This window comes from Botrimarina mediterranea (assembly GCF_007753265.1).
Lineage (GTDB): Bacteria > Planctomycetota > Planctomycetia > Pirellulales > Lacipirellulaceae > Botrimarina > Botrimarina mediterranea.
The window spans coordinates 1,248,626-1,274,674 of the sequence record NZ_CP036349.1; the positions used below are offsets into that span (position 1 = coordinate 1,248,626).

Consider the following 26,049-nt stretch of genomic DNA (forward strand, 5'->3'; position numbering starts at 1 on the left):
CAGGTGATGATGGCAAGAGTCGTCCACCACCAACCGGTTAGGTTTCGGTGGACGCCGGCACTGTTGCTGTCGGTCTCCATCGCCGCATTCTAACCACAACCGCCCGCAGCGTGAACGTTGTGTTCACGCTGCGAAGCGGGGCGGATCGATAGCGGCGAGCCCACGATGTTAATCGTGGGTGGGAAGCTAAGACCCGCTTCCCACCGACGACTAACGTCGCGAGCCTCGCCGTCGATTTTGTGGCTAGTTCTCGCTCGTGGCGCCGTTGGCTTCGGCCTTCGGCGTTGGGGCGACCGGCTCTTTCTCTTTGCTGTCGCCGCCCATGAAACGCGCGAGGCTTTCGGGCACCTCGATGCCGCCGACGTCGCGGAGCACCTGCATCATCGGGGGGAGCGTCCCCGTCATGCCTTGCAGGAAGTCGGCCGTGTTCGAGCGGCCGTCTTTGCCGGAGCCGTTCTCCCAGACGACGACCTTGTCGAACTTGATGTTCGAGATCGCCTTGGCGGAGGTCTCGGCCAGCGTGTCGAGGTGCTCGAGCATCATCAGCTGGAACGCTTCGCGGGCGCCGCCGCACGCGGCGACGATCTGCTTGAGGCCCTCGCCCTTCTTGGCGAGGATCTCGTACTGGCCGCGGGCCTCCGCTTCGAGCTTCGCGTAGACCGCCGCGGCGTTGGCGTTGGCTTCGAGCTTGATCCGCTCGGCCTCGGCTTCGGCCTGGACGATAAGCCGCGCCTTCTCGGCCTTGGCGACCGCTTCGTACTCGGCGCGCTTCTCGGCCTCGACGCGTTCGGCCTCCGCGAGAGCGGCCTTGGCCATCGCGCGGTTCTGCACCTCGATAACCGAGGCTTCCGCTTCACGCTTCGCTGCTTCACCGCGGTGGTAGGCCTCGGCCCTTTGGACGAGCAACTCGGCTTGCGACTTGGCGACCCTTGCGGCGGCGATATTCTCACCATCGACTGCGGTGGCGTCCGCTTCGGCCATGGCGATACGCTTCTGCCGCTCGGCTTCTTTAACTTGGACTTCGCGCTCGAATTCGGCCGTCTGCTCGCCGACCGTCTGCTCCTTGAGCATCATGGCGACCTCGATCGCCCGGTCACGTTCGGCGGCCTTCTCACCGACGGTCTGCTCTTTGAGCAACTCGGCGAGACGCACCGCCTGCTCGCGCTCGGCCTCACGGGTGCCGATCTCGCGCAGCTTCGTGGCGTCGGCGACCTTCACGGCCTTCTCACGCTCGGCGTCGGCGACGCGGATCTCACCCTTCCGCAACTCGTCGGCGACGTCGCCACGCGCCTGCTGGATCGCTTCGCTGGCGGCCTTCTGACCGATGGCGTCGATGTAGCCCGACTCGTCGGTGATGTCGGTGATGTTGACGTTGATCAGCACGAGGCCAATCTTCTTCAGCTCGGGCTCGACCGAGTTTTGAATGTGCTGAAGGAAGGTGTCACGGTCGCGGTTGATGTCCTCGATCCGCATCGACGCGATCACTTGCCGCAATTGACCGAAGATGATTTCTTCGGCCTGTTTGCGGATCTCGTTCGTGCCCAGGTCTAACAGGCGGATCGAGGCGTTGCTCATCACCTCCGGCTGGGTGCCGATGGCGACGGTGAAGACGCTCGGCACGTTGACGCGGATGTTCTCGCCCGACAGCGCGCCGCGGAGCGGGATCTCGATCTGGATCGGCTCGAGGCTCAGGTAGCGGAAGCCCTGCACGAAGGGGATCACATAGGTAGCGCCGCCGTGGATCGTCTTGGCGGTCTTCCCGCCGCCGACGAACATGCCGTACTTGACGAGCACCTGGTTCGAGCTGCAGCGCTTCAACGTCGCTTTGATGAAGGCGAAGAGCGCTACCAGTATAGCTACGCCCGCCAGGATGATTCCAAGGGCCCAAACGCCAGGCGGAAAATTCATCGCCGCAATCGGGGGCATCGTGAGCGAGAGGTTAGCGAGCGCCATGGGGTTGTTCCTTAACTTGTGGGCAATTCTTTGCGGTTGATTAATTTAAGATTGTCTTCGGGCGCGATTGGAGTTTCCTATGGCGCGTTGATCCGTAGCGGCGCGACTTTGACGGTGTCGTTGGAAACCACGTCCATCACCAACACCTTGGAGCCCGTGGCGAGCGGGTGGTCGGAGTCCGTCAGTGCTTGGTATTCAACCGTGCGGCCCTGCATCGTGAGCTGGACCTTTCCCGCTCGGCGGTTGGACTCGGCAATCGGGATATACACCTCGGCCGTCTGGCCGATCGCGTTGTAAACGTCTTCGTTGCCTTGCGTTTCGAAGCGGAAGATTTGCTTGAAGGCCCAGTAAACGGCGTACATGGCGCCGTAACCAGCGAGGCCCGCCAGCGCGAGCGATACGCCCGCCGAAGCGCCGGTCGCGTTCGCCGCGCCGCCGACGAGGCCGAAGAACGTCGCCGCGGCGGCGAGCGTCCGTAGCGAAATCATCTCGAAGAACCAGAAGCCCGACGCGTCCGAGACGCCGGCGTCGTCGCCCCCCGGATCGATTCCCGGCGCGTCGTCGAAGCCGCCATCGTCGCCCCCAAAGATCATCATCACGAGCTGCCACAGCAGCACGACGCCTCCGCCGATCGCGAAGTAGAGGAACAGGCTTTCGAGGTTCATCGGACGGGCCTCGCCGGGGAGACTAACGGGTCCGCGCCACGCCGGGCGGTTGTCGGCAGTGTTTCGTCGGAGGAGGAGCGATCTTGCCGCGATTGGCTCCGGAAAAGCCCGCAGCGGCGCGGATTGTCCCCCTTCTGGGGTCCCCCGTCAAAGAAACTTAGCTCTTCCACCCCCGGCGCCGCTCCCGCCGCGGCCCGCTGGCCGGTACGCTCTGTCCGCTGCGACCCGTGCGACCCGATCAGAGCAACCATCTACCGAGCCCCGATGGCCAAGCGCCGCCCCTCCAAACCGTACCGCGGCAAGAAGTCCGGCTACCGCTCCAAGGGCGGCGGCGGAGGCGGCTCGGCGCTAAAACTACGGAAGCTTGACGGCGACCGCGGTTGGGCCCTCGTCCCGCCGCCGAGCGCTGAAGAGATGTCGGACGACATCGCCGAGGTCCACGAGATGCTCGAGCACGGCGAGCTCGAGATCGCCACCGACGAGTTGCGTTTCCTGCTGTCGACCTGCCCCGAACTGCTCGAAGCCCACGTGCTGCTCGGCCAGATCGCGCTCGAGACCGACGAGACAAAGCCCGCCGACATCGAGCTCGCGCGGGGGCACTTCGGGTACGCGTTCCAACTCGGTGAGAAGGCGCTGACGGCGGCCAGCTGCCCCGGCCCGCTCCTCGGCGCCGAACCGTCGAACGCCGCCTGGCACGAAGCCGCTCGCGGCTTAGCCTGGTGCCTCGAAAAACAAGGCCGACGAGCCATGGCGGACCAAGTTGCCGCGACGGTCCGCAAGTTCGACCCTAGTGACCCGGCGCAGGTGGCGGCGATGCTCGACGACCTGCGCGCGGGAGGGCTGCCGATTGTGGAGTTGGGGTAACTACCACCAAGACGTCTGAGCCGTGGGCGGTAGCCCTCGGTGGGCGTCGGGTACCTACTCCCCACCGAGGGCTTCCGCCCACGGCTCAGAAGCAAAGGGATGGTTCGCTCGTCGTAGTTCCTCTGCTACGGCAGCTCCAGCGGCCCGAGCTTCCACGAGATCGGCGCGGTGTAAACGCCCGTCGGTGTTTCATAGACCCAGGTGAGTACTTCAGGATTCAATTTCGGCTCTTTGTCGTCGGCGGGCTCGTCATCGAATAACTCGCCGTCGCCGAGGTCGAACAGGTACGCCAAACCCACTTCGTTCTGGCTCTGCATCGTGGTTTCGAAGCCGACTTGGTCGTAGCGTTTGCCTTCGGCGTCGAGAAGGTACGACGGGTTCTGAAAGACCCAGCCGCGGTGCGAGGCGAGCGAGTCGCCCGCATTGTCGAGCCGTAACCGCATGTGCAGCTCCCAGATGTCATTCGCCTTCCGGAAACGTGTGACCGTTACCGCGGCGCCGCCGAAGGTCTGAACGATGGGAAACTTTGCGGCGCCGATTTTTTCGAAGCGGAACTCGCGGCGCGTGGCGGGGATCATCGCGGTGAGTTGGCCGGCGACGCTCTCGATCCGCCTGACGTCGCGCCCGGGGAGCTGCATCGAAAGCGTCAGCGTCAGTGCCTGCTCGCCGGGGCTGGCTTCCATCGCGATCGTCTGGTCGGGCATCCGCGGCAATAGCGGCTTGCCGTCCGAACCGGTGACGGTCACGTCACGCAGCGCCTGCACGATCGCGATCGGCCGCAGCCGCGGCTCCCATGCCGCCTCGATCACCAGATCGAGCCGCGAAGCCGAATCATCGCGTAAGCCGCGCGTCGCTGCGAGGCTGAGGGGCTCGAAACGGAACGGCCCCGCGTAGACGGCGCCGCGGCTGCGTAGGCGGGTGCCCTCCTCGCGCGGGACGAGCGTCACCTCCCCCTCTTCGCCGTAGGGATAAACGGAGAGATCCGCCTCGTCGAGCAGCTTGTCGATCGCTTGCCAGAAGGGCTCTTCCGTGAGCGAAAGCGTCACCAGGATCGGCGGGGCATTGTTGCCGAAAGCTTCGCGCTGGTCATGGAACTTGGCGCCGGTCTGGCGAGTGAACTCTTCTAGGACCTCGCCGATTGGCTGCTGGATGGCTTCGATCGTCACGGTCGACGCCGCCGTCGCGCGGCGGGCGACGTCGCGTTGGATACGGATCCGCACGCGCTCGATCGCCGCTAGGACTTCGGCGGGGATCGAGGCATTCGCCGCGGGCAGCTGGGCGAGGACGCGTTCGGCGTTGTCCGGGGCTTCGCCTGCGAGCTCGACCAGCGCCGCCTCGGCCGCTCGGCGGTCGACGGCATTGGCTGAGCCCAACTCTTCGAGTTGCACAAGCACGTCGTCGTCGAACTCGTCGGCGAAGGCGGGCGCGGCCAGGAGCAATGCGAACGGGGCGAGAGCGAGGCCGATCAAGAAGAGTCGCATGGGTCGTCGTCTCCGGCACGGCAGCGGCGAGTAGCGGCGGAAGGGTGGCGGCGGTTTTGACGATTCTAAGCACGGAAGGCCCGCGGGGTCTTGGCCGGCCTCCCCGGCTGGCGTGGCCGTGGCGGCGTAGGTTTGCCGATAGGGGGCCGCTGCGGGCGGCTCGCCGACGCCGCCCCGCTTGATCGACCTCCCGATGCGTCCGCTCATCACTCTTGCTCTGCTCACGGCGTTGTCGGCCGCCGGCCTGGCGTCGGCGGCGGACTTCATGTTCCAGGCGACCGTGGGCGGCACGCTGCTGGAGGGCCGGCCGCTCACTTGGACCGACGCCACGATGGTCCTCCTGTCCCGCGACGGCCAGCTGCACGAGTTCGCCCCCAGCCATGCAAAGCAGGCCCGCCGCACGGCGCCCGCCTTTCAAGGCTACACGAGCGAAGAGATGCGGCAGCGGCTCTACGGAGAGTTCGGCAGCCGGTTCGACTACACCTCGACGGGCCATTACCTCGTCGCCCACCCACGCGGCGAGCACGCCGAATGGGCCAACCGTTTCGAAGACCTTTACCGTTCGTTTGTCCGCTACTTCCGCGTGCGCGGCTTCCAGCCCGAGGAGCCGCCCTACCCACTGGTGGCGATCGTGTTCGGCAATCGCAGCGAGTACGAGCGCTACGTGTCAAAATCGTCGTCCGGCGCGCCGAGCGGGGCGCTGGGGCACTACGAGCCCCGCACCAACCGCGTCTATCTCTACGACCAGAGCTCGGCCGGCGGCGACGATCGCTGGGACGAGACGGCTTCGACCGTTATCCACGAGGCGACGCACCAGACCGCCTACAACGTGGGCGTCCACACCCGCTTCGCTTCGGGCCCGCGGTGGGTCAGCGAGGGGCTCGCCATGATGTTCGAGGCCCGCGGCGTCCACGACGCCCGCAGCTACGACCGGGGCGACAGCCGAGTCAACTACGGCCGGCTGTACGACTTCACGAACAGCGTCGTCCCGAACCTGCCGCTAGGGAATCTCGAGACCTACATCGCTTCGGACCAAGCGTTCGAGCGGATGCCGATCCACGCTTACGCCGAAGCCTGGGCGTTGACGTTCTTCCTCAGCGAGACCCGCCCGCAGCAGTACGCCGATTACCTGACGCTCACCGCTGACCGGCCCCTGTTCTCCAAGTACGCCGCCGCCGATCGCGTCGCCGACTTCCGCCGCGTCTTCGGCGAGGACCTCGAACTGCTCGACTCGCACTTCATGAGTTTCATGAAGGGTTTGCGCTGAAGGTTCGGCGAACCAGCAGTTGGCGTCTGAGCCGCGGGCGCTAGCCCTCGGTGGAGTTGGCACCCGACTTCCACTGAGGGCTACCGCCCACGGCTCAGATCAACACGAGTGGGTGTGCGGTTTGTGGCGCCACCCGCGGCTAGCGCCGACGGCTCATTCCGAATCCGCAATCCGCGCTCCCCCCGCCCTGCGGGTTCTTGTCGTCCGGCTGGTGACGGTCGTTGCTGTCGTGGGGCCCGCTGGGGGCGGCGACGGCAGTGAAAGCGGTGAAAGCGTGCTCTTCGACTTGGAGGACTGGGAGAAGTCCGCCGATAGCTAGCGTCAGGCAAGGCACGGAACCTTTGCCGGTCGGTGGCGGCCGACCAAGACCTCACCGCGAGGCCCCCGATACGGAGATCAACCGTGGCCGCTTCTATCGTTAACGATACGTCAGTCGCTAGTCGACCTCTCAGCTACGCGGCCCTATGGGCGCCTCTGGCGGTGGCGCTGGCGACGCCGCTCTTGTTTCTGCAAGCCGCCGTCGTGAAGCCGATGTCGGCCGACCTCGACCGCATGCAGCGACAGGTCGCGCGGCTCGAGGCGACGATCGCCGAGCTGAAGTCGAAGGGGCCCGTCGCGCGGCAGGCGACGGGGCTCTTGGCCGAGCTGACGCAGCAAGAGTCGCTAATCACAGCGGCAGAGCGGTCGCTGGAGCGTTTCGCAATGCTCGACCGCAAGATGACGCGCGGCCTCGCCGACGCCGAGCATGCGATCGCCAAGCTCGACCGGCTCGAAGTGATTTCGGATCGCGCCCGTGAGCAGGCCCGCCTGCTCGACGCCACGAACCAGACGCTCGTGATGCTCCAGCCAGTGGCGGACGACCTGCAGAATGCGATCGACCGCGCGGGCCGCCTCGCGCCGGCGGTAACCGAGGTCGAACGGCTCTCGTCGCGGCTCGGCGAGGCGCAAGGGCTCACCGAAGCGTCGCTGCGGAGTGTGGACAAGCTCGTCGATATGCAGCAGACGATCGCTTCTCGGACGGCCGGCGTCGCTTCGGCGAACGCGGCGCTCGAGGGGCTGTTGCGAATGGAGTCGCGATTGAACTCGCCGCTGCTGGCGGTCGCCGCGTCGCAGACCCGGCTCGACGAGCTGATCCGGCTCAAAGACGTGGTCATCGCCAAGACCGACGACTTGCCAGCCGCCTTCGATACGTTCGACCTGATCGTCGGCCTCCAAGACGACTTGCAGCAGGCGCGAGTTGTCTTCGAGCGGGCCCAGCGACTCGTCGCCGACCTGACGCTGCTCAGCCCGTCGCTCAAGCGTCTGGCGACGGTGATTGAACCGATGATCGAGCAAGCTACCGTCAAGAGCCTCGCGGGCGCCGAGCTGCGGATGGTGCTGAAGGAGCTTGGACAACGGCGGTCCGAGGCTTTGGCCAAGGCCCAATCCGAAGCGGCCGAAGACGACAGCGTCGCCACGCGTCCCGCGGCGGCGATGAAGTGAAATACTCTCCCCACGGGTCGCGGCGCCGCTTGGACGTGTAGGCGCCGCGACTCGTGTATTTTTTGGGAGACCGAGCGGCGAACACTGCTAGCAACAGACTTCTTCTATCGCCGCGCGGACTGCCAATTTGCTACGACGCGTTCCGGTCGGGGGGCCGTTTGTCGCTAGCAGAATTTTCGCCGATGATTATTGCCCCTCGCGCTGGCTTACTGGCCATTGTCGCTGCTTGCCTCGCGACGATGGCCAGCGGCGCCCAACCCTTCGATCAGGGGCGCCCGTTCGAACCGGGGGCAACGCTCACCGAAGACGGTATGTTGATTGTGCCCCCCGGCGCTATGCAGCCTGCGCATCCTGCAGCGGTCTTCGCAGCGCCCGAAGATGATCCGGTCGCTGCCGAGCAACAACTCTTCGCCAACGGGCTGGTGGTCCCGATCGGCTACGGCTGTCCGACCGAGGGGCACTGCGACACGCCATGCGTGGCGTGTCGACAATCTCAGTTCACCGGCTGGTCAGCGGCAGTCGATCTGCTGATCTACGAGCCCTATTGGGCGGGCGGAACGCGGACCTTCTACCACGATGGTGACACCGACGCTGCAGCAGGAGTGCGGCTGACCGTCGGCCATGAGAGCTCCCACGGAGGAGGTATGGAACTACGCGTCGGCGGCGTTGATTTCAATGACCTGGAGTACGTCGAGACGGCGACCAGTCCTAACCAGCTAGGCCTCGCCAACCTGACGACTTTTCAGTTCGACTTCGATCTCACGCAGCGGGTGTGGATCGGCGACAGCAGCATCGTGCTCGGCGTCGGCCCGCGCGCCGGGATGCTCAATTATCAGTTTGGCATCGACCCGGAGATGCAACTCAACGCCGGTGGCCTGGGGCTCGCGGCGACGCTCCACCGTCCGTTCTGGCGTTCGCCAAAGACGCAGTTCGCAGCCGTCGGCTTTGGCCGTGGTTCGATCATGGGAGGCAACGTCGAAAACGCCGCCGGTCAGCAGGTCGCCGACGGCACGCTGTCGATCCTTGAAGCGGGATTTGGCCTCGAGATGCGCCGTCAATGCTGGGGCGGCGATCTCGTTGGGCGTATCATGTACGAATCACAGTGGTGGGACTCGAACCTGATGTCGAAGGTTTACTTGGATGGATTGAGTTTGCGGGTGGGGTATCAGTGGTGAGTGACAATTGTGTCTCCGTATCGACACGATGCGATGACAACACTTATTCATTGAGCGAGTCGCGTCGCTTCGATGCGGGTTGTGTCAGCCCACGTGCGAAACGCTGCTTCACGCAGTGTGACCCCCTCTTTCACGAGCTCGAAGACGAGCTCGACAGCGGGCCAGCCCATCGTGCGTAACACGCTGTCGAGCGTCGCGGTGGGGCATTCGCCGTGGAGCTCGACGCGGTGCATCTGGCCGTCGTACTCGTGCATGTGGCCGTTGAGGCGCCAGAAGACGCCCTCTTCGTGGCCGGTGATGAGGAAGTAGCCGTCGGGCTCGCAATCACTGCGCTCCAGTTCGAGCAGCGAGGCCTGCATCTGTTCGAAGCTGACGGGCAGCGTTACTAGGAACGCGGGCGGTCCGCCGGATGTGCTGCGGAGTGTTGGTAGATTCAACCCACGGAGAGCGACTTCGGGCCCATTGATTGATCCTTCAGGAATCGCGTAAACGTTGGCGTGTAATTCAAGCATCGACATTCCTCCGCATTGACACGATGCGACTCGCTGTCATTCCGCAATCCGAATTCCGCAATCCGCATTCACGTCACTGCGGAAGCGTGTGACCCATCTTGTCGCGCTTTGTGGCGAGGTACGACGCGTTGGTTTCGTTTACCGGGGCGGCGAGCGGGACTTGGTCCACGACCTCCAGGTCAAAGCCGCCGTAGACGACGGCGTCGAGCTTCTTGGGGTTGTTCGTGAGCAGGCGGATCTTCGACATGCCGAGGTCCTTGAGGATCTGGATGCCGACGCCGTAGTCGCGCGAGTCGACCTTGAAGCCGAGGGCGAGGTTCGCTTCGACCGTGTCGAGCCCCTCGTCTTGCAGTGCGTAGGCCTTGATCTTCGCCGCTAGGCCAATGCCGCGGCCTTCTTGCGGCAGGTAGACCACCGCGCCGACGCCATCGGCGCCGATCTGCGCGAGGGCCATCTGCAATTGGTCGCCGCAGTCGCAGCGCAGCGAGCCGAGCACGTCGCCCGTGAAGCAACTGCTGTGCAGACGGACGAGCGGGGCCTCGGCGCCTGCCGTGTCGCCGAAGACGATCGCGACGGGCTCCATCGCTTCGTACTTGACGCCGTAGACGATGATCTTGGCGACGCCGTGCTTCGTGGGGAGCGCGGCCTCGGCGGTGCGCTCAACCAGCTTCTCACGCACGCGGCGGTAGGCGATGAGGTCCTCGATCGTAATGATCGGCAGGTCGAACCGTTCGGCGAGGGCGTGCATCTCATCGCGGCCGGCGCGGTCGCCGGAGTCGTTGAGGATCTCGCACAACAAGCCAGCCGGCTTGAGACCCGCCATCCGTGCTAGATCGACGGCTGCTTCGGTGTGACCCGCGCGGCGGAGGACGCCGCCCTCTTTGGCGATGAGCGGGAACATGTGCCCGGGCCGGACGAAGTCGGTGGGCTTGGCGTGGTCATCGCACAGGGCGCGGACGACGGTGGCCCGCTCCTCGGCGGTGATGCCGGTCTTCGCCGTGCAATGATCGACCGAGACGGTGTAGTTGGTGCGAAGCGGCGCCGTGTTGAGCTCGTCGTCCACCATCAGCGGCAGCCGCAGCCGCTGAGCAACGTCGGGAAGGATCGGCGTGCAGAGCTGGCCGCGGCCGTGGGTGATCATGAAGTTGACCGTTTCGGCGGTCGCCTTCTCGCCGGCGGCGATGAAGTCCCCCTCGTTTTCGCGGTCCTCGGCGTCCACGACGATGACGACCCGTCCGGCGGTGATCGCTTCGACGGCTTGTTCAATACTGGAGAAACGGTGCGGCACGGGAACGGACGGGTAAGGAGAGGCGGTCGTAACGGACGGCTAAAGGAAACCAGCGCAATGACGTAGTATAGGCGTCGGGGGCCTTCTGACCCCAGCCGCCGGCGGCAGCCCGCGGCGGAGCGTGCGTGGGGCCGCGGGCTGCCGCCCTCGGCTAAGGTCTTCCAGTAAATGGCTGAATCGTTAGTCGTCAGTCCCGTCGCGCCCTTGGGCCCCGTTGCTCCTCTAGGGATCGAGGAGTACATCGAGCAGGCCCACTTCTTTGGGATGCTGGCCGAACGGCTTGCCGAGAACGCCCCCGCGCAAGAGGTCCTCGCCTCGGCGCGGGAGGAGGTGCTCGCCACGACCAAGCTGCCGATGGCGATCGACTTTCTGCTTTCAGAATTGCGGCACGCGGGCGTGATGGCGACGGCGATGGCCAAGCTGGGCCACTACTTCACGCCCTTGCAGGCCTATATCGTCGGCGAGGGGGAGAACGAGCGGGGCCGTTTCGACCTGCGGGTTGGGCTCGACATTCTCTCCCGGGAGGCCCTGTACCGATCCGGGACATTCGTGGGCTCGAAGCGGGCGCCAACCATTCAGGGGCTGTTCCTCTACCAGTTCGAGGTCCTCTGCCGTAATCGGCTGGGCTACGACAAAGGACTAACCGCGGTGGCGGGCGACCCGTCGTATCCAGCCGAGTGGAAAACATGGATCTTAGGAATCCGTCACCAGGTAGGGATTATCGACATCGCCGACCTGATTTACGTCCAGAGCGAACACGCCGCGAAGCGGGGCGGGGCCAGCGCCAGCCCGCTGTTCGGGGACCAGGAAGGCCGGATCGCTTTGGCGAACCGCAAGAAGGACCCGGCTTACCTGTTCAACTCACTACACCGCCAGCTAGGGTATCCCGAGCCGCCGCGGACCCATCGGGCAACTGAAGAGGAGAACCCCATCCCGGCGATGGCCCGGCGGCTGGAGCAGATGGAGAAGCGGATCAAGCTCTTGGAGGAAGAGCAGCGGGGCGGATTCGACCTCTCCAAGTTCTACGAGAAGCCGCCCGCGGCGCCGTAGCTATGTTTCGGGCTCGGCTCCCTGACGGGCGCGGCTCAAAAAAGGATTGGAAGTGGTTCGGCTCGTTGGAGCCGCGCCCGTCAGGAAGCCGAGCCCGGAGGGTCGTCCCCCCAGCATTGGCGTGAGCAATCTCACGACGGGACAGCGTTTCCTGCGTGAATACGATCCTTTTCTGCATTTACTGCGGTTCTCCAGCGTCGCCTAGGCTGGTATCTTTAGACGTTACAGCCGGCGCAAGCGGGCCATCGCAATTGCGATTGGGCCGTGTCGCCGCGACCGACTTTGGAAGCTTGGGGAGAGGGCCTTCGGAGGCTCGTGTTGCCCCGAATCCGGTACGGTCCCGCTAAGATTCGCCACCGGAAACGCTCCCCCCCTTTTTTGACCCACTGTCGCCGACGCCAGGCCTGCTGCCTGTCGCCAGACGCTTCTGCCGCTTCCCCACCGTGGACTTCAAGCTGAGTCTGCAATCCGAGACCATCCGGTCGGTTTACCCCGAAGGTCCGGTAGCGGTTGAACCTGCCATGACGGTCGCCGATGCGATCGTGCTCATGCAGAACCAGAAGGTCGCCGCCATCCTGGTGTGCGAGAGCGACCGACTCGTGGGCGTCTTCACCGAGCGCGACGTGCTGCGGCTGTTGGCCGACAAAGCCGACTTGTCGCAGCCGATTGGCACGGTGATGTCCGGCGACCCCGCTACGGTCACCGACAGCGACACTCTCGGCGAGGCGATCGCTCGCATGGCGGAGGGCGGCTACCGGCACCTGCCGATCGTCAGCTCGATCCATCCGACCGAAGCCACCGGCATGGTCGATGTGCGGGGCGTCATGCGGTACCTCGTCGAGCACTTCCCGAACACGATTTACAACCTTTCTCCGAAGTCATCGCGGGCGACCGCGGAACGCGAAGGCGCGTAGCACGCCTCGACGGTTCGCCTCAACGGGCCGACTTCACCTTGTTTCTGTTGATCACCAATCATGTCTACCGTTGCTGAGAAGCCCGTCGAAGAACTCATCGAAGCCACCGTCCGCTTCTGCGGCGACTCGGGCGACGGCATGCAGCTCGCTGGAACGCAGTTCACCACCACGTCGGCCCTGGTGGGCAACGACGTGGCGACCTTCCCGGACTTTCCGGCCGAGATCCGCGCCCCCCGCGGCACCAAGGCGGGCGTCTCGGGCTTCCAGGTCCACTTCTCCAGCAGCGAGATCTATACCCCCGGCGACGTCGTCGACGCGCTGGTGGCGATGAATCCCGCGGCGTTCGTCACCAACATCGGCGACCTCCGCGACGGCGGCATCCTGATCGTCAACGAGAGCGCCTTCGACAAGAAGGGCCTCGAGCTGGCCGGCCTCGAAGGGAACCCGATCGAGGAAGTCGCCCTCCACCAGCTGGAGCAGAAGTACAAGGTCTACAAGGTCGATATGACCAAGCTCACCCGCGACGCCGTCAAGGAGTTCGGGATGGGCGTCAAGGAAGCCGACCGCTGCCGCAACTTCTTCGCCATGGGCCTGATCTTCTGGGTCTACGGCCGCCCGCTGGAGCCGACGCTGCGGTTCATCGAGGCGAAGTTCGGCAAGAAGCCCGAAATCGCCGGCGCCAACCGCGCCGCGTTGATGGCGGGCTACAACTACGGCGAGACGGTCGAGGCCTTTGACACGCAGTTCCACGTCCCTAAGGCGGAACTAAAGCCCGGCAAGTACCGTAGCATCATGGGCAATACAGCCCTGTCGTGGGGCCTGATGACCGCCGCGAAGCTGTCGGAGAAGCGGCTGTTCCTCGGCGCGTACCCGATCACGCCGGCGAGCGACATCCTCCACGAGCTCTGCAAGCACAAGAACTACGACATCGTCACGTTCCAAGCCGAGGACGAGATCGCCGCGATGACCGCAACGATCGGCGCCGCGTTCGGCGGTGCGATGGCGATCACGGCGTCGAGCGGCCCGGGCATCGCCCTGAAGGGCGAGGCGTTCGGCCTGGCGGTGATCATGGAGCTGCCGATGGTCATCATCAACGTTCAGCGTGGCGGCCCCTCGACGGGCCTCCCCACCAAGACCGAGCAATCGGACCTCTACCAAGCGATGTACGGCCGAAACGGCGAGTGCCCGATGCCGGTGATCGCCGCCCGCTCGCCGGGGGATTGCTTCGACGTCGCCCAAGAGGCGTGGCGCTTGGCGGTCCGCTACATGACGCCGGTCATGCTGCTCACCGACGGCTACATCGCCAACGGCTCGGAGCCGTGGCGGATCCCCAGCTTCGCCGACCTGGCAAAGATCCCCGTCGGCCACCCCGAGGCGACCGACGGCTCGGAGAACTACCTGCCGTACACCCGCGACGAGCGCTTGGCGCGGCCGTGGGCGATCCCCGGCACGCCAGGCCTGGAGCACCGCCTCGGCGGCCTGGAGAAACAGGACCGCACGGGCAACGTCAGCTACGACCCGGCGAACCACCAGCACATGGTGGACACCCGGGCCGCTAAGGTCGCGAACATCGCCGAGGACATCCCCGACCAGACCGTCGATGGCCCCGACTCGGGCGACCTCCTCGTCGTCAGCTGGGGCGGCACCTACGGCTCGTGCACCTCGGCGACACGGCTGGCCCGCAAGCAGGGCAAGAGCGTGGCCCACGCCCACATCCGCTACCTCAACCCGTTCCCGAAGAACCTTGGCGAACTGATGTCGCGTTACAAGAAGGTGCTCGTCCCCGAGCTCAACTCGGGCCAGCTCCGCACGCTGCTGCGTGACGAGTACCTGGTCGACGCCATCGGCTTCAACAAGATCCAAGGCCGGCCGTTCACGGTAGCGGAGTTGGTGACACGGATTGGGGAGATAGCTGGCTGAGAGGCTAGATGGCAGATGATAAATGTTAGGAACGAAGCGCCAGCTGGAGTGACGGTGCGATGCGTGACAAGGTTCAGAGCCATCGCGATTTGAAAGTCTGGCAGCTTGGGATGGACATCACTGAGCACGTTTATCAGTTGTCGAAGTCGTTTCCACGAGAAGAAACCTACGGACTCACAAGCTAAGTTCGACGTTAGGCAGCGTCGGTTCCCGCTAACATTGCCGACGGGAATGGCCGTGATTCCGCCAGAGATTACCTAAGACATCTTTCCATCGCTGTCGGTTCGTTGTGTGAAACAGAGACCTTCTTACGGCTTGCTATTCGACTCCAATACCTCACGCAAGACGACGCCCACACTCTGCTACGCTTAATCGAAGAAGAAGGCCGCATGCTTCGCGGCCTAAAAAAGTCACTAAGAAGAACGTTAGAGCAACCTTGAGCATTCGATAGCCGCAGCTGATATCGATCATCTGCCATCTATCATCTGCCATCTATCATCTCCCCCGCCATGTCCGTCGAACTATCCCTCCCCGTCCTCACCGACAAAGATTTCGCCAGCGATCAGGACGTCCGTTGGTGTCCTGGTTGCGGTGACTATTCGATCCTCGCGCAGATGAAGAAGGTGATGCCCACGCTGGGCGTCCCGCGCGAGAAGATCGTGTTCATCTCCGGCATCGGCTGCTCCAGCCGGTTCCCGTACTACATGAACACGTACGGCCTGCACACGATCCACGGGCGGGCGCCCGCCGTGGCTTCGGGCCTGAAGACGGTGCGCCCCGACCTGATGGTGTGGGTCATCACCGGCGACGGCGACGGCCTGTCGATCGGCGGTAACCACCTGATGCACTGCATCCGGCGGAACATGGACCTCAACATCGTCCTGTTCAACAACCGTATCTACGGCCTCACCAAGGGCCAGTACTCGCCCACGTCGCGGCTGGGCCAGCGCACCAAGAGCACGCCAATGGGCGTGATCGACAACCCGCTCCACCCGTTGTCGATCGCGATCGGCGCCGAGGCGACGTTCGTCGCGCGGTCGATCGACACCAACATCAAGCACCTGGGCGCCACCCTCAAACGCGCCGCGGCGCACTCGGGCACCTCGTTCATTGAGGTCTACCAAAACTGCAACGTCTTCAACGACGGCGCCTGGGACTACGCTAAGGACCGCGACACCAAGGCCGACACGACGCTCGAGCTTGAGCACGGCAAGCCGCTGATCTTCGGCAAGGACCGCGATAAGGGCATCCGTCTCAACGGCCTGGAGCCCGAAGTGGTTCAACTCGGCAAGGGGATCACCGAGGACGACCTCTTGTTCCACGACGAGAAGGCGGCCGAGCCGAGCCTCGCCTACTTGCTCAGCCGCATGCGTTACGAGGACGGCTTCCCCGAGCCGATCGGCGTGTTCCGCAGCGTCGACGCCCCGCGCTACGACGAGCTGGTTAACGACCAAATCACGCTGGCGACCAAGGAGCAAGGCGAAGGCGACCTCGACCGGCTCTACGGCTCGGGCGAGACGTGGACCGTCGGGTGAGGCCTGAGGCGTGAGTCCTGAACGTTCAGGGCTCCGAATCATCTCCCTCAAGCCTAACCCCTCAAGCCTCAGGTCTTCCTCATGCTTGTTTGCCCCTACTGCGGCGCCGACGACCTGATCGAAGGGATCGATCAGTGCGACGTTTGTGAGCAGCCGTTGACGGACCAGTTCATCCGTCTGCCGGCGAGCAGCGTCGAGGCGAAGCTGCTGCGCGACTTGGTGCGTGACCTGCCGTCGCACAAGCCGATCGAGCTGGGGCCCGACGCGACGGTTGGCCAAGCCCTGCGGGCAATGGTCGAGGGCGGCGTCGGCTGCGTGCTGATCGTCGTCGACGGGGCGCTGGCGGGGATCTTCAGCGAGCGCGACGCGTTGATGCGGCTCGGCCCGCAAGGCGTCGACCTGCATGACAAGCCGCTCGTGAAGTACATGACGCCCAACCCGGCCGTCGTCGCGGCGGACGCGAAGGTTGCGTACGCGATGCACAAGATGGACCTCGGCGGCTACCGCCACCTGCCGGTGATGGACGGCGACCGCGCGGTGAGCGTCATAAGCATCCGCGACATCCTGCGGTACCTGACCGAGCACAACCAGCCGGCGTAGGGTCCGCTGCGCGGACAGTGGTCAGCGGCTTGAACCTGCCTTGCTCTTTAGGTGGGTCAAAGGGAGCCGTTCGCTCCCGGAGCGCGCCGCCGAGGCATTGATCGAAGATCGATCACCCACGCCGCGGGTTTCCCCGTTTGCCTCGGGGTCCCCCTATCCAGACCGCCGTTTGGATTACAATTGCGGTCCTAGGCTTTTCGCAGGGAGGAGAGCCGTACCAGGAATGCTTCGACGCCTTCCGCAGCGCGGCTGCGAACCGGTATGCCCGATAACGCGATCGATCACCGGCTCGCGCAGACGATCATCGAGTCTTCCAGCGACGCGATCCTGACCAAGTCGCTCGACGGGGTGATCCAGAGTTGGAACCCCGCCGCGGCGGAGCTTTTCGGCGTTTCGGCCGAGGCGATGATCGGCTCGAACGTGTCGCGGATCATCCCGCCCGACCTGATCGCGGAAGAGCGACTCATCATCGCCCGGCTGCAGCGCGGCGAGCAAATCAAGCACTACGAGACACGGCGACAGAACATCGACGGGACGCCGATCGACGTGTCGCTGACGATCTCGCCGCTCTACGACGACACGGGCAAAGTCGTCGGCGCCTCGAACATCATCCGCGACATCACCGAACGCCGTCGCGCCGAGCTGGCGGTCAGCGAGAGCGAGGAGCGTTTCCGTACGCTAGCCGACAACATCTCACAGCTCGCGTGGATGGCGGAGCCTGGCGGCGGGCTCTTCTGGTACAACCGCCGCTGGTACGACTACACCGGGACAAACTTCGAGACCATGGCGGGGTGGGGGTGGAAGCTGGTGCACCATCCCGATCACGTCGATCGGGTCGTTGACAAGTTCCAACGCGCGATCGCGACCGGAGAAGTTTGGGAAGACACCTTTCCGCTCCGCAGCAAGGAGGGGGAGTACCGCTGGTTTTTGTCGCGGGCTCAGCCCATCCGTGACGAGTCCGGAGCGATCCTCCGCTGGTTCGGCACCAACACCGACGTGACCGCGCAGCGCGAAGCGGAGCAGGCTCTACGCGACGCCGACGATCGCAAGAACGAGTTTCTCGCCATGCTCGCTCACGAGTTGCGAAACCCGCTCGCGCCGATCCGGCATGGCCTCGACCTGATCGCCCGCGACGGTCGCGCCGAAACGGAAGACCTCGAGGTCATCCAGCACCAAGTCGAGCAGATGGTGCGGCTGGTTGACGACCTGATGGATGTCTCGCGGATCATGCGCGGGAAGGTGGAACTCCGGCGTACTCACATCGACTTGAAGCAATTGTTGTCACGGGCGGTTGAAACGGTCCGGCACACCCTCGTCGCCCGTGGACAAGATCTGCGGGTGTCTCTGCCCAATGAGCCGGTCTGGTGTGACGGCGACGCGGTTCGGTTGTCGCAGGTGGTGGGTAATCTGCTGAACAATGCTTCAAAGTACTCCGACCATGGGGCGAGCATCGAGCTTTCGCTCGCTGCTTCATCTGGAATGGCGTCAATCCGGGTGCAAGATAACGGCGTCGGTATCGAGGCCGAATTGTTGCCGAGGGTGTTTGAGCTCTTCACGCAGGCGACGCGATCGATCGACCGCTCTCAGGGTGGGCTCGGCATCGGGCTGACGGTGGTGCAACAACTAGTCGAACTGCATGGTGGACGTGTGACGGTTACGAGCGAGGGCCTCGGAGCGGGCGCCACGTTCACTGTTGGGCTGCCGATGGTTGAGACGAAGGAGGCAGCCTCCGTGGCGCCCCTCTCCGAATGCGACGCGGAGGTCGAACAGGCCTTGAAGGTCCTCGTTGTTGACGACAACGTCGGCGCCACCTGGATGCTTAGCAAACTCCTGGCAAAGCTTGGCGACCATGAGATTGACGTCGCCCACGACGGTGTCTCGGCTCTCGCCAGGGTGCTCCAAGATTGCCCCCACTTGGCGATACTGGACATCGGTCTCCCGGGGCTGGATGGCTATCGCCTCGCCGAGCAGATCCGCGAGGTCCCGTCCTGCCCCGGCGTTTATCTCGTTGCGCTGACTGGCTATGGCCAACCCGACGACCGCCGCCGGGCCCTCGAAGCCGGGTTCGACGAGCACCTCGTGAAGCCCGCCAGCGTCGCGGACCTCGAACGGATCATCGTCAGCACGCAGCAGCGCCTGCGTAGCTAGCGGCGCCCTTCGGTGGCTTGCGCAACACGGCTGTGCGGGATTACCGTTGGCTCGACAGCGACCATGCCGCTACTCTCCGCCCACCCATGACGGAGAGAACCATGATCGCCCTCGGACTCGTCGCGTTACTCGCCCTCGTCTCGGCCGCGGACGCGCAAGAGGCGCCGGAGATTACGTCGGAGACGACGGGCGACATTCAGTTCAGCGCGCCACTGGGCGCCTCGCTGGAGGGCATGATTGATATCGAGCGCGGCGAGCCCAATAGGATGCTCGACGGCGTCGGCTGGATCATCGGCGTGCCCAGCAAGCTGCTGCTGCTCGACTCGCGCGCCGACAACCACGATGTTTCGGCCGCCACGGTCGATAAGACCCGCGCGTTCCTGTCGGACAAGAAGGTCGAGGGCGTCATGGTGCGCGTCAACCAGTACGACCCGATCGGCGAGTGGAAGCGGCTGGTCAAGAACGACCGCGTCGGTCTCGGCTGGAGGGCGACGGTCGGCGCCGCTTACACGCTGGGGTACTCGGTCCTGCCGGGTCGCCTGTTCGGACGCGACTGGTACAACCCGTACACCGACACGGTGCACGTCTACTCGGACGTGCCCGCGCTCGCGCTCGAGCAGGCGGCCCACGCCGACGAGATTCGCAACCTGTCTCACCCAGGTTTCTACTCGGCAATCCAGATGCTTCCGCTGGTGGGGATCGTCCACGAGGCCCGTGCGAAGCAGGCTGTCTTCGAGTATGTCGATAAAAACGGGACGGTCGACGAGCAGGCCGAGGCCCGCCGGGTCCTGGCGCCGCAGCTGGGCCTCGAGCTAGGCGGGCAGGCCGTCGCCTTCATCCCACAGGCCAACGCTCTGGCGTCGCTCAGCGGGGTGGCGGTGGGCCATGTCGTCGGCCGCTACCAGGCCAGCCAGATCGAGGCCGCCGAACCGCCGCCCGCGCCAGTGATGGGCCCGGTATTGCCCAGCGAGTTGCGGTAGGATGGAGCCTCTCCATCACGCCACGCGGCCGGTCCGATGACGCCCCTCGAGCCCTACACGTTCGACCTCGTCCGCATCTGCTTCGGCGACAAGCCGCCGTGGTTCCTCTTCGAGGTGGCGCTGCGGACGTTCGTGATCTTCGCTTACACGCTGGTCCTGCTGCGGTGGATGGGCAAGCGCGGCATGGGGAGCCTGACGCCGTTCGAGTTTGCGATCATCGTCGCGCTCGGCTCGGCGGTCGGCGACCCGATGTTCTACGACGACGTGCCGCTGGTGCACACGATGCTTGTGATCGCAATTGTCGTGGGCATGCAGCGCGGCTTGTCGTGGATGACCGAGCGGAACAAGACAGTCGAGCGCGTGATCGAAAGCACACCGCGGCTGCTCGTCCGCGGCGGCGTGATCCACATGGCCAACCTGCACCGCGAGCAGTTGTCGCACGACGAGCTGTGCGAGGCGCTCCGCGCCGAGGGCGTGCGGCAGCTCGGCGAGGTCGAGTTTGCGTATCTCGAGCCATCCGGCAAACTCAGCGTGCTCCGCTATGAGCAGCCCCGGCCGGGATTGCCAATCCTTCCCGATGGCTCCAATGGCGGCGACGTGGGCCACGAGACCCCCGCCGGGCCGCGCGGCGACGATCCGCAGTGCTGCGCTACCTGCGGCGCGGCTAGGTCGTCGTCAGGCGTCTGTGAGAACTGCGGTGAAGCCGAATGGACCGAGGTACTTGCCCCGTGATCGGTCCGCAGGGCGGTATCCGATAGGAGGCAGTGTTTTCCGGCCTTTCTAGCCGTTTTCTTGTTAAAATCAGGGGGCTTCGACGCATATATCCCGGAGGCATCGTGCGCGGTCGCGTTTCGTTGCCGCTTATCGCCGCGTTCGTAGCGGCCCCCTTCTGAGGCAGACGGGGAACAAGAGCAGGCACAGGCCCATCGGAGCATCCCGGCGAACAGGCCGCGGGGCGACCGCTGGGCCACATCTCGAGGCGGGACGTGAACGATTCGATCTTCTCTGCGCAGCCGAAGGCGCGTTGGCGGCGGACGCTGGTGCTGCTTGCCTTGGCCGTGCTGTCGTCGCCGGTTGCGGCGCAGGACTACAGCATCTTCTCCAACTCGCGCATCGGCTTCGGCGACGGTCAGAGCCGGGAGATCCGGAGTACGGTCACGTTCCCGGAGTTCGGCGCCAACGACAAGCTGACCTTCAATTGGGGCCTCCTCGGCGACCAGGACCCGTGGGACCGCGCCGGCAGCATCCATCTGATCTTGCCCGACAGCAAGCAGGTGCAGCTCGGCAAGTTCGTCACCGGCTTTAACGGGACGACGACCCACAGCCAGGACGTGTCGAACCTAGCCGCGATGCTCAGCGGCAAAACCGTCACGGTCGAGGCCCACATCGACACGTGGGTCATCGACGCCTGGCGGCTCAACGCGTCTCTCAATGTGCAGCAGGGCGTTCAACCAAAGGCGAACCCCGACTGGGCACTGCCGGCAATCCCCAACGAATCCGGCCTCGGCTGGCATGATTCCGGCGACCTCACCAGAAACTACACCGTCATCACGCCGAACAACCTCAAGGACGTGAAGCTCACTTACTTCGCGTCGGGTCACCATCACACGCAGACCAGCAACAGCGACGAGTTCAACCAACGGCGGCATTCGCTCTACGTCGATAACCAGCTCGTCTGGACCGGCATCCCCTGGCGGACCGACGGCCGCAACTTCCGCAGCGTGAATCCCACCTCGGGCCGATGGGACGGCAATGGTGATGGCGACACCAATGACCCGTATCCGATCGATCAATGGTCGAGCGACTTTCCTCGATCCGGCTGGGTCCCCGGCGACGAGGTCCACCCGTATGTCCTCGACGTCACGGAGTACCTCACGGCCGCCAACCGCCACCAGGTGCGGCTGGTGATCGAGGACGTCGACATCAACAGCTACTGGCGTGTGTCGGGCTACCTGTCGGGGACGTTGGTCGATCCGCCCGAACTGACCGGTGACTTCAATCGCGACGGCGCCGTGGACGCCGCCGATTACACGGTGTGGCGTGACCAGTACAACCGCACGGGCCTGGCGCTCGCCGCCGACGCCAACAATGACGGCCGCGTCAACCTCATCGACCGGGGCATCTGGGCGACGAACTACGGTCGGGGATCGGGCCCGTTCAGCACGGCCGTCCCCGAGCCGGCGACGATCACTCTGCTGGCGCTCGCTGCTCTTGGATACAGGCGGCGCTAGGTCGGTCGCGCGTCGCTCTCAACGACTTCGTCGGTCCAAACTTCAAAGGACCGGAGTTGGTTGATCCCGAACGTTGTCGTCAACGCGACGTCGGCGGCGTCGCGGCCGCGGGCCATGAGGATGCGGCCGATACGGGGCTCGTTGTTGCGGGGGTCGAGTGTGCGCCACTGCCCGCCGAGATAGACCTCCATCCATGCGCTGAAGTCCATCGGGTCGGGCTTCTTGGGGACGCCGATCTCGCCCAGGTAGCCAGTGCAGTACCTCGCGGGGATGTTCAGCGATCGGCAGAAGGTGATCGCCAAGTGCGTGTAGTCGCGGCAGACGCCGACTTGCTCGTGATAGACCTCAACCGCGGTCCGGTTCGCGCGGGCCTGCTGATAGTCGAAGCGGATATGGTTATGAACCCAGTCAGAGACCGCCTGCACCAGGGGCCAACCGGCCGGCAGATGCCCGAACAGCGACCAAGCGATGTCGCGGAGCTCGCTGTCCACTTCGCAGTAACGGCTGGCGAGCAAGAAGTGCAGCGTTTCGTCTGGCAGGTCGCACACTTGGTGTTGCAACGCGTCCCACGCCTGGACATCGAGGCGACCGTCATCGACGAGGTAGGCGTCGGTGCGGAACGAGACGTATCCCGCGGGGACGCTGGTCCGCCCACAAAGGTTGCCGTAAGCGTCGATGTAAGAGTGGATGGGGCCAGCCGGCGTCGAGTTTAGCCCTTCAAAGCGCCGGATCGACGGGGCTCGCGACGGATGCACATACGGCATCAACAGCACCGTAGTCGGGTTCGTGAACTCAAAGGCCACTTCATAGCCCGCGCGGATCATCATACCTGAGGTCTGCTACTCTCCGCCAAGGAGGGAACGGCTCGCCCCAGAGACGCCAATCGGCGAGGGCTGCGCGTCATCCTAGCAGGTTTCACCCGGCAGGAGCGCCGCTAGGCGTCGGAAGGCAATTCGGTTCGGCCTTGCTGTCCGTTGACGTGAGCCACTTGCCCCTCAAAAGGTGCGACAGCCGCCTGCCTTGTGAGCGAGCGGCTGTCGCAACAGGGTTTAGCAGGCGCGGCGTTGCCGGCTGCCGACCCAGGCCAGCCCGCCGACGCCTAGCAGCAGCGCCGAGGAAGGCTCGGGGATCGCCAGGGCCGTTAGCTTGAGCTGACCGAGATACGCGAACCGGCCCGTCCCGTTGGGGCTAACCTCCACGTCGAGCGTCAGCGTGCCGTCCAGCGCAGGGGAAACGCCGCTGAACACCAACTCGTTGCTGGTGTTGTCCGACACGTCGGACTCGATCACCTGGCCATCGACGGTGTATCGCGACAGCCGGCCGATGCCGCCGTCGGTCCCCGTCCGCGAACTGAACAACGCCAAGTCATAGTCGAGCGCTGGGTCGAGACCGGATAACGTCACCTGGGCGCGATTCTCCAGCGCAGCGGTGTGGCCGTCGAACGAGCCCGTGTAGAAGCTGTCGCTTGTGGCAGTGGTGGGGTAGCCCAGCGTGTTGGTCGCGTTGCCCGCTGAGTTGACGCCCGAGAAGCCGTCCGTAAGCGTGACGTCGATGGTCGTTGTCGCGCCGGAGTCATCGATCACGTTGACAAGGCTGCTGCCGGTCAGGAACGCGGTGAAGTTGTTCCAGTTGCCCGGCGTGGTGCGCGTGTCGCCGCCGAAGTCGATGAAGAGCGATTCGCCGGCCGTAAGCGGCCCAAGCTCGACGCCGTCGGGCCCGCCGGGGATCGTCATGCCGGTCGTGGCGTCAGCGAAGGTCTGGAGCACCGCGGCGTCGGCAGGACTCGCCAGCAGGCCGCCACGGCCCGCGACGGAACGCCCATAGATCGTCGAGTAAAGGACGGACGAGGACAGGTACTGGCCATTCGGGCCGGCGTGGTAGTCGTCGTTGGCGTGCAAGCGGATCGTGCCGCCCGAGTTGAGGTAGTTCTCCCAAGCGTCGCCGACGGGCGCCACCGAGACATCGGTCGTTACGGCCGCGGTCGCGTTGGCGGGGATGTAGTTGTCGGCCGCGTCGTTGTAGTGGGTCCGCAGCTGCGCTTGCATCTCCGCCGGGTTGGCGAACGTCCCCGGGTAAAGCGAGTGGCTCGCCTCGCGGGCCCAAGTCTCGTAGAGCACGACCTGGGCGTCGGGGCTGCCGAGTTTGACGCGGTCGTACAGCGCCGTGGCGTTGCTCTTGAAAGCGGCCGGGTCGCCCGCGTTGTCGGTCGGTCCGGTTGAGAACTCTTGCAGGACGACGAAGTCCCAGTTCCCCGCATCGATGGCGTTGAGCGTATCGGGATTGGTGAGGTGGAAGCCGAGCGACTGCCCGCCGGGCGCGACGTACTGGACGTTGGGGGTCGCCCACCCGGCGTCGGTGGCGAGGTCGCGGACGAGGTGGGCGATCGGGCCGCCCGCGGTGAAGCTATTGCCGACGAACAGCAGGTTGAGTGGGTCGTCCGCGACGGCGACGACCGAGGTGGCAGCGGTGAAGAGCAAGGCGAGCAGTGAGCGCGCGCAGCTACGTAGGGATACAGACACGGGTGACTCCATTAGCAAGCAGTCCGATTCGGATGGAGGCCCACGAGACAGAGGCGGGCCGGTGATGAGTTGGCCGCAGTCTAACCACGCCGCAGAGCGCGTCGAGCGGTGCGGAGGCGACCGCGGGCCTGCGGGAGGGGGCGACACGAGCGTTCCCTCGGCGGCGCCTTACCGTCATCGTATGGCCAGACCCGCGCGCCCAATCGCCCAAAAACTGCTGAGAAACCGAGGTTACCGACCGAACCGAGTCGTTGCGGCGACCGCCCGCTAGCCTGCCAGAAATCGGCTTAGAGCGGCCCCAAGATAAACCCGAACTTTTTTGAAAAAAGTCGTAGTTCAAGTATTAAACCAGCTTTCCGCTGCGCGAAAGTGAGATCGGGTGACGGGGCTGAGGTTGACGCGTCCTCTGCCGGCGGTTCTGGCCAGCCGGCCGGCCATCGGGGCAGGGTCAGCAGGCCCCTCAGAAGGCCCGTAGGAGGACGCTGGACGCGTCGAGGTGGGTTAGTCGTCGATCCCCCAACGGACGCGTCCAGCGGCCCCCTAGGGGCCTCCGTGCGGGTGTTGAGGAACCGGGCTGACATCACAGGGGCGTCCGCCTCCACCTCCGGTACACTAAGCGCTCTCGCCGTCAGCGCGGCTCCGTTTACCGATTGATCCTTTACGCCATGCATTCCAATCGAGTTGTTATCGCGGGGGGCTGCGCGCTGGCTTTCGGGGCCTCCTTCGCCAACACGGGATTCGTCCTGCACACGGGGACCTCGGTCAGTCACCTCACCGGCGATATCGCCAAACTGACGATCGACATCGCGAGTTGGTCGCCCGAGACGCTGGCGGAGGCCTATCGCGTCGCGGCAGCGGCGGGGTTCTTCTTTTGCGGCGCCGTGACGGCCGGGTTCTTGATCCACCACCCGACGCTCGACCTGTCGCGTCCGTACGGCCGGACGGTCACGGGCATCGGCGCCCTCTTCTTAGCGGCCGCCTGCTTGGTGACCCGATCGCCGCTGGTGAGCATCGGGCTTGCGGGCTTCGGGTGCGGGCTGCAAAACGCGATGGCGAACCATTACCGCGGGATTGTGCTGCGAACGACCCACCTGACCGGGATGTTCACCGACTTCGGCGTCAACCTCGGCATGAAGGCCCGCGGACACGGGATCCCCACGTGGAAGATCGCGGTGCCGCTACTGATCATCCTCTCTTTCTGCCTGGGTGGCGCGTGCGCCGTGGTGTCGCAGAAATCGGGATGGGACACCGTCGCGATCGCCGGGGCGGCCTACCTGATCGCGGGTATCGGGTGGTCGATCTGGAAGCACGGAGTGCTGCTCCCACGGGAGCGAGGCCGATCGAGCCAGGCGATGGATGCGATCGAGGAGTGAGGTACGCCTCATTCCACTAAGCACCCGCGGCCAACTCGCTAGAGCGTGCTTCACTTGGCCGTAGCGTTTCTAGCCTCGCTCTGATCCACGGA

Annotated in this window: 22 protein-coding genes and 1 pseudogene; 16 read left to right on the forward strand and 7 right to left on the reverse strand. The window is 64.9% G+C overall.

Annotated elements, in window-relative coordinates:
* Window positions 1–243: 243 nt before the first annotated feature.
* Together Spa11_RS04960 and Spa11_RS04965 are read right to left on the reverse strand one after the other, a co-directional pair.
* Window positions 244–1,953 carry a flotillin family protein gene (locus Spa11_RS04960; RefSeq protein ID WP_231933146.1) on the reverse strand — a complete coding sequence of 570 codons (1,710 nt, stop codon included), beginning with the start codon at window positions 1,951–1,953 and terminating at the stop codon, window positions 244–246.
* A gap of 77 nt (window positions 1,954–2,030) precedes the next feature.
* Window positions 2,031–2,618 carry a hypothetical protein gene (locus Spa11_RS04965; protein WP_145108786.1) on the reverse strand — a complete coding sequence of 196 codons (588 nt, stop codon included), beginning with the start codon at window positions 2,616–2,618 and terminating at the stop codon, window positions 2,031–2,033.
* 264 nt (window positions 2,619–2,882) lie between these two features.
* On the opposite strand from Spa11_RS04965, the gene Spa11_RS04970 reads away from it, so the two are divergent.
* A complete protein-coding gene (locus Spa11_RS04970; protein WP_145108789.1) occupies window positions 2,883–3,482 on the forward strand; it encodes a hypothetical protein in 600 nt (199 codons plus the stop codon).
* A gap of 125 nt (window positions 3,483–3,607) precedes the next feature.
* Here the strand turns inward: Spa11_RS04970 and Spa11_RS04975 are convergent, their stop codons facing one another.
* Entirely contained in the window at window positions 3,608–4,963 is a 1,356-nt protein-coding gene (locus Spa11_RS04975) for a hypothetical protein (protein ID WP_145108792.1), read from the reverse strand.
* Window positions 4,964–5,156: 193 nt separating this feature from the next.
* Between Spa11_RS04975 and Spa11_RS04980 the strand changes: the two genes are divergently transcribed.
* The 4 genes from Spa11_RS04980 (at window position 5,157) to Spa11_RS04990 (ending at window position 8,887) form a co-directional block, all read left to right on the forward strand.
* A complete protein-coding gene (locus Spa11_RS04980; protein ID WP_145108795.1) occupies window positions 5,157–6,230 on the forward strand; it encodes a DUF1570 domain-containing protein in 1,074 nt (357 codons plus the stop codon).
* A gap of 121 nt (window positions 6,231–6,351) precedes the next feature.
* Window positions 6,352–6,549 carry a hypothetical protein gene (locus Spa11_RS23195; RefSeq protein ID WP_231933148.1) on the forward strand — a complete coding sequence of 66 codons (198 nt, stop codon included), beginning with the start codon at window positions 6,352–6,354 and terminating at the stop codon, window positions 6,547–6,549.
* An 83-nt stretch (window positions 6,550–6,632) separates the two neighbouring features.
* Window positions 6,633–7,712, forward strand: coding sequence for a hypothetical protein (locus Spa11_RS04985; RefSeq protein ID WP_145108798.1), 1,080 nt, complete (start codon window positions 6,633–6,635; stop codon window positions 7,710–7,712).
* A gap of 182 nt (window positions 7,713–7,894) precedes the next feature.
* Window positions 7,895–8,887, forward strand: coding sequence for a hypothetical protein (locus tag Spa11_RS04990; RefSeq protein ID WP_145108801.1), 993 nt, complete (start codon window positions 7,895–7,897; stop codon window positions 8,885–8,887).
* A gap of 47 nt (window positions 8,888–8,934) precedes the next feature.
* On the opposite strand, the gene Spa11_RS04995 is transcribed toward Spa11_RS04990, so the two are convergent.
* The gene (locus Spa11_RS04995) at window positions 8,935–9,399 is read right to left on the reverse strand and encodes a hypothetical protein (protein WP_145108804.1); all 465 of its coding nucleotides are present in this window, start codon (window positions 9,397–9,399) and stop codon (window positions 8,935–8,937) included.
* 73 nt (window positions 9,400–9,472) lie between these two features.
* The gene (gene ribA, locus Spa11_RS05000; RefSeq protein WP_145108807.1) at window positions 9,473–10,687 is read right to left on the reverse strand and encodes a GTP cyclohydrolase II; all 1,215 of its coding nucleotides are present in this window, start codon (window positions 10,685–10,687) and stop codon (window positions 9,473–9,475) included.
* Window positions 10,688–10,855: 168 nt separating this feature from the next.
* On the opposite strand from ribA, the gene Spa11_RS05005 reads away from it, so the two are divergent.
* The 10 genes and pseudogenes from Spa11_RS05005 to Spa11_RS05050 all read left to right on the forward strand — a co-directional run bounded on the left by Spa11_RS05005 (window position 10,856) and on the right by Spa11_RS05050 (window position 22,065).
* The gene (locus Spa11_RS05005) at window positions 10,856–11,737 is read left to right on the forward strand and encodes a hypothetical protein (protein WP_231933150.1); all 882 of its coding nucleotides are present in this window, start codon (window positions 10,856–10,858) and stop codon (window positions 11,735–11,737) included.
* A gap of 443 nt (window positions 11,738–12,180) precedes the next feature.
* Window positions 12,181–12,651 (forward strand): CBS domain-containing protein, encoded by a 471-nt coding sequence (locus Spa11_RS05010; protein WP_145108810.1) that lies wholly within the window; start codon window positions 12,181–12,183, stop codon window positions 12,649–12,651.
* Window positions 12,652–12,711: 60 nt separating this feature from the next.
* Complete coding sequence (locus tag Spa11_RS05015; protein ID WP_145108813.1) at window positions 12,712–14,571, forward strand: 2-oxoacid:acceptor oxidoreductase subunit alpha; 1,860 nt, start codon at window positions 12,712–12,714, stop codon at window positions 14,569–14,571.
* 209 nt (window positions 14,572–14,780) lie between these two features.
* Window positions 14,781–15,011 (forward strand): annotated as a pseudogene (locus tag Spa11_RS23690) (four helix bundle protein); the annotation flags it as partial.
* A 69-nt stretch (window positions 15,012–15,080) separates the two neighbouring features.
* Window positions 15,081–16,106 carry a 2-oxoacid:ferredoxin oxidoreductase subunit beta gene (locus tag Spa11_RS05025; protein ID WP_145108816.1) on the forward strand — a complete coding sequence of 342 codons (1,026 nt, stop codon included), beginning with the start codon at window positions 15,081–15,083 and terminating at the stop codon, window positions 16,104–16,106.
* Between the two features lie 81 nt (window positions 16,107–16,187).
* Window positions 16,188–16,706 (forward strand): CBS domain-containing protein, encoded by a 519-nt coding sequence (locus tag Spa11_RS05030; RefSeq protein ID WP_145108819.1) that lies wholly within the window; start codon window positions 16,188–16,190, stop codon window positions 16,704–16,706.
* 261 nt (window positions 16,707–16,967) lie between these two features.
* Complete coding sequence (locus tag Spa11_RS05035) at window positions 16,968–18,854, forward strand: PAS domain-containing hybrid sensor histidine kinase/response regulator (protein WP_145108822.1); 1,887 nt, start codon at window positions 16,968–16,970, stop codon at window positions 18,852–18,854.
* Between the two features lie 101 nt (window positions 18,855–18,955).
* Window positions 18,956–19,834 carry a hypothetical protein gene (locus Spa11_RS05040; RefSeq protein ID WP_145108825.1) on the forward strand — a complete coding sequence of 293 codons (879 nt, stop codon included), beginning with the start codon at window positions 18,956–18,958 and terminating at the stop codon, window positions 19,832–19,834.
* Between the two features lie 36 nt (window positions 19,835–19,870).
* Entirely contained in the window at window positions 19,871–20,566 is a 696-nt protein-coding gene (locus Spa11_RS05045) for a DUF421 domain-containing protein (RefSeq protein ID WP_145108828.1), read from the forward strand.
* 254 nt (window positions 20,567–20,820) lie between these two features.
* Window positions 20,821–22,065, forward strand: a complete 1,245-nt coding sequence (locus tag Spa11_RS05050; protein ID WP_145108831.1) for a peptide-N-glycosidase F-related protein — start codon at window positions 20,821–20,823, stop codon at window positions 22,063–22,065.
* Here Spa11_RS05050 and Spa11_RS05055 read toward each other — a convergent pair.
* Entirely contained in the window at window positions 22,062–22,892 is an 831-nt protein-coding gene (locus Spa11_RS05055) for a transglutaminase-like domain-containing protein (RefSeq protein ID WP_145108834.1), read from the reverse strand. The two genes, Spa11_RS05050 and Spa11_RS05055, sit on opposite strands and share 4 nt — an antisense overlap.
* Window positions 22,893–23,114: 222 nt before the next feature.
* Entirely contained in the window at window positions 23,115–24,584 is a 1,470-nt protein-coding gene (locus tag Spa11_RS05060) for a DUF4886 domain-containing protein (RefSeq protein ID WP_197529754.1), read from the reverse strand.
* Between the two features lie 665 nt (window positions 24,585–25,249).
* On the opposite strand from Spa11_RS05060, the gene Spa11_RS05065 reads away from it, so the two are divergent.
* On the forward strand, window positions 25,250–25,957 hold the full coding sequence (locus tag Spa11_RS05065; RefSeq protein ID WP_145108840.1) for a YoaK family protein: 708 nt from the start codon (window positions 25,250–25,252) through the stop codon (window positions 25,955–25,957).
* Window positions 25,958–26,049 lie beyond the last annotated feature (92 nt).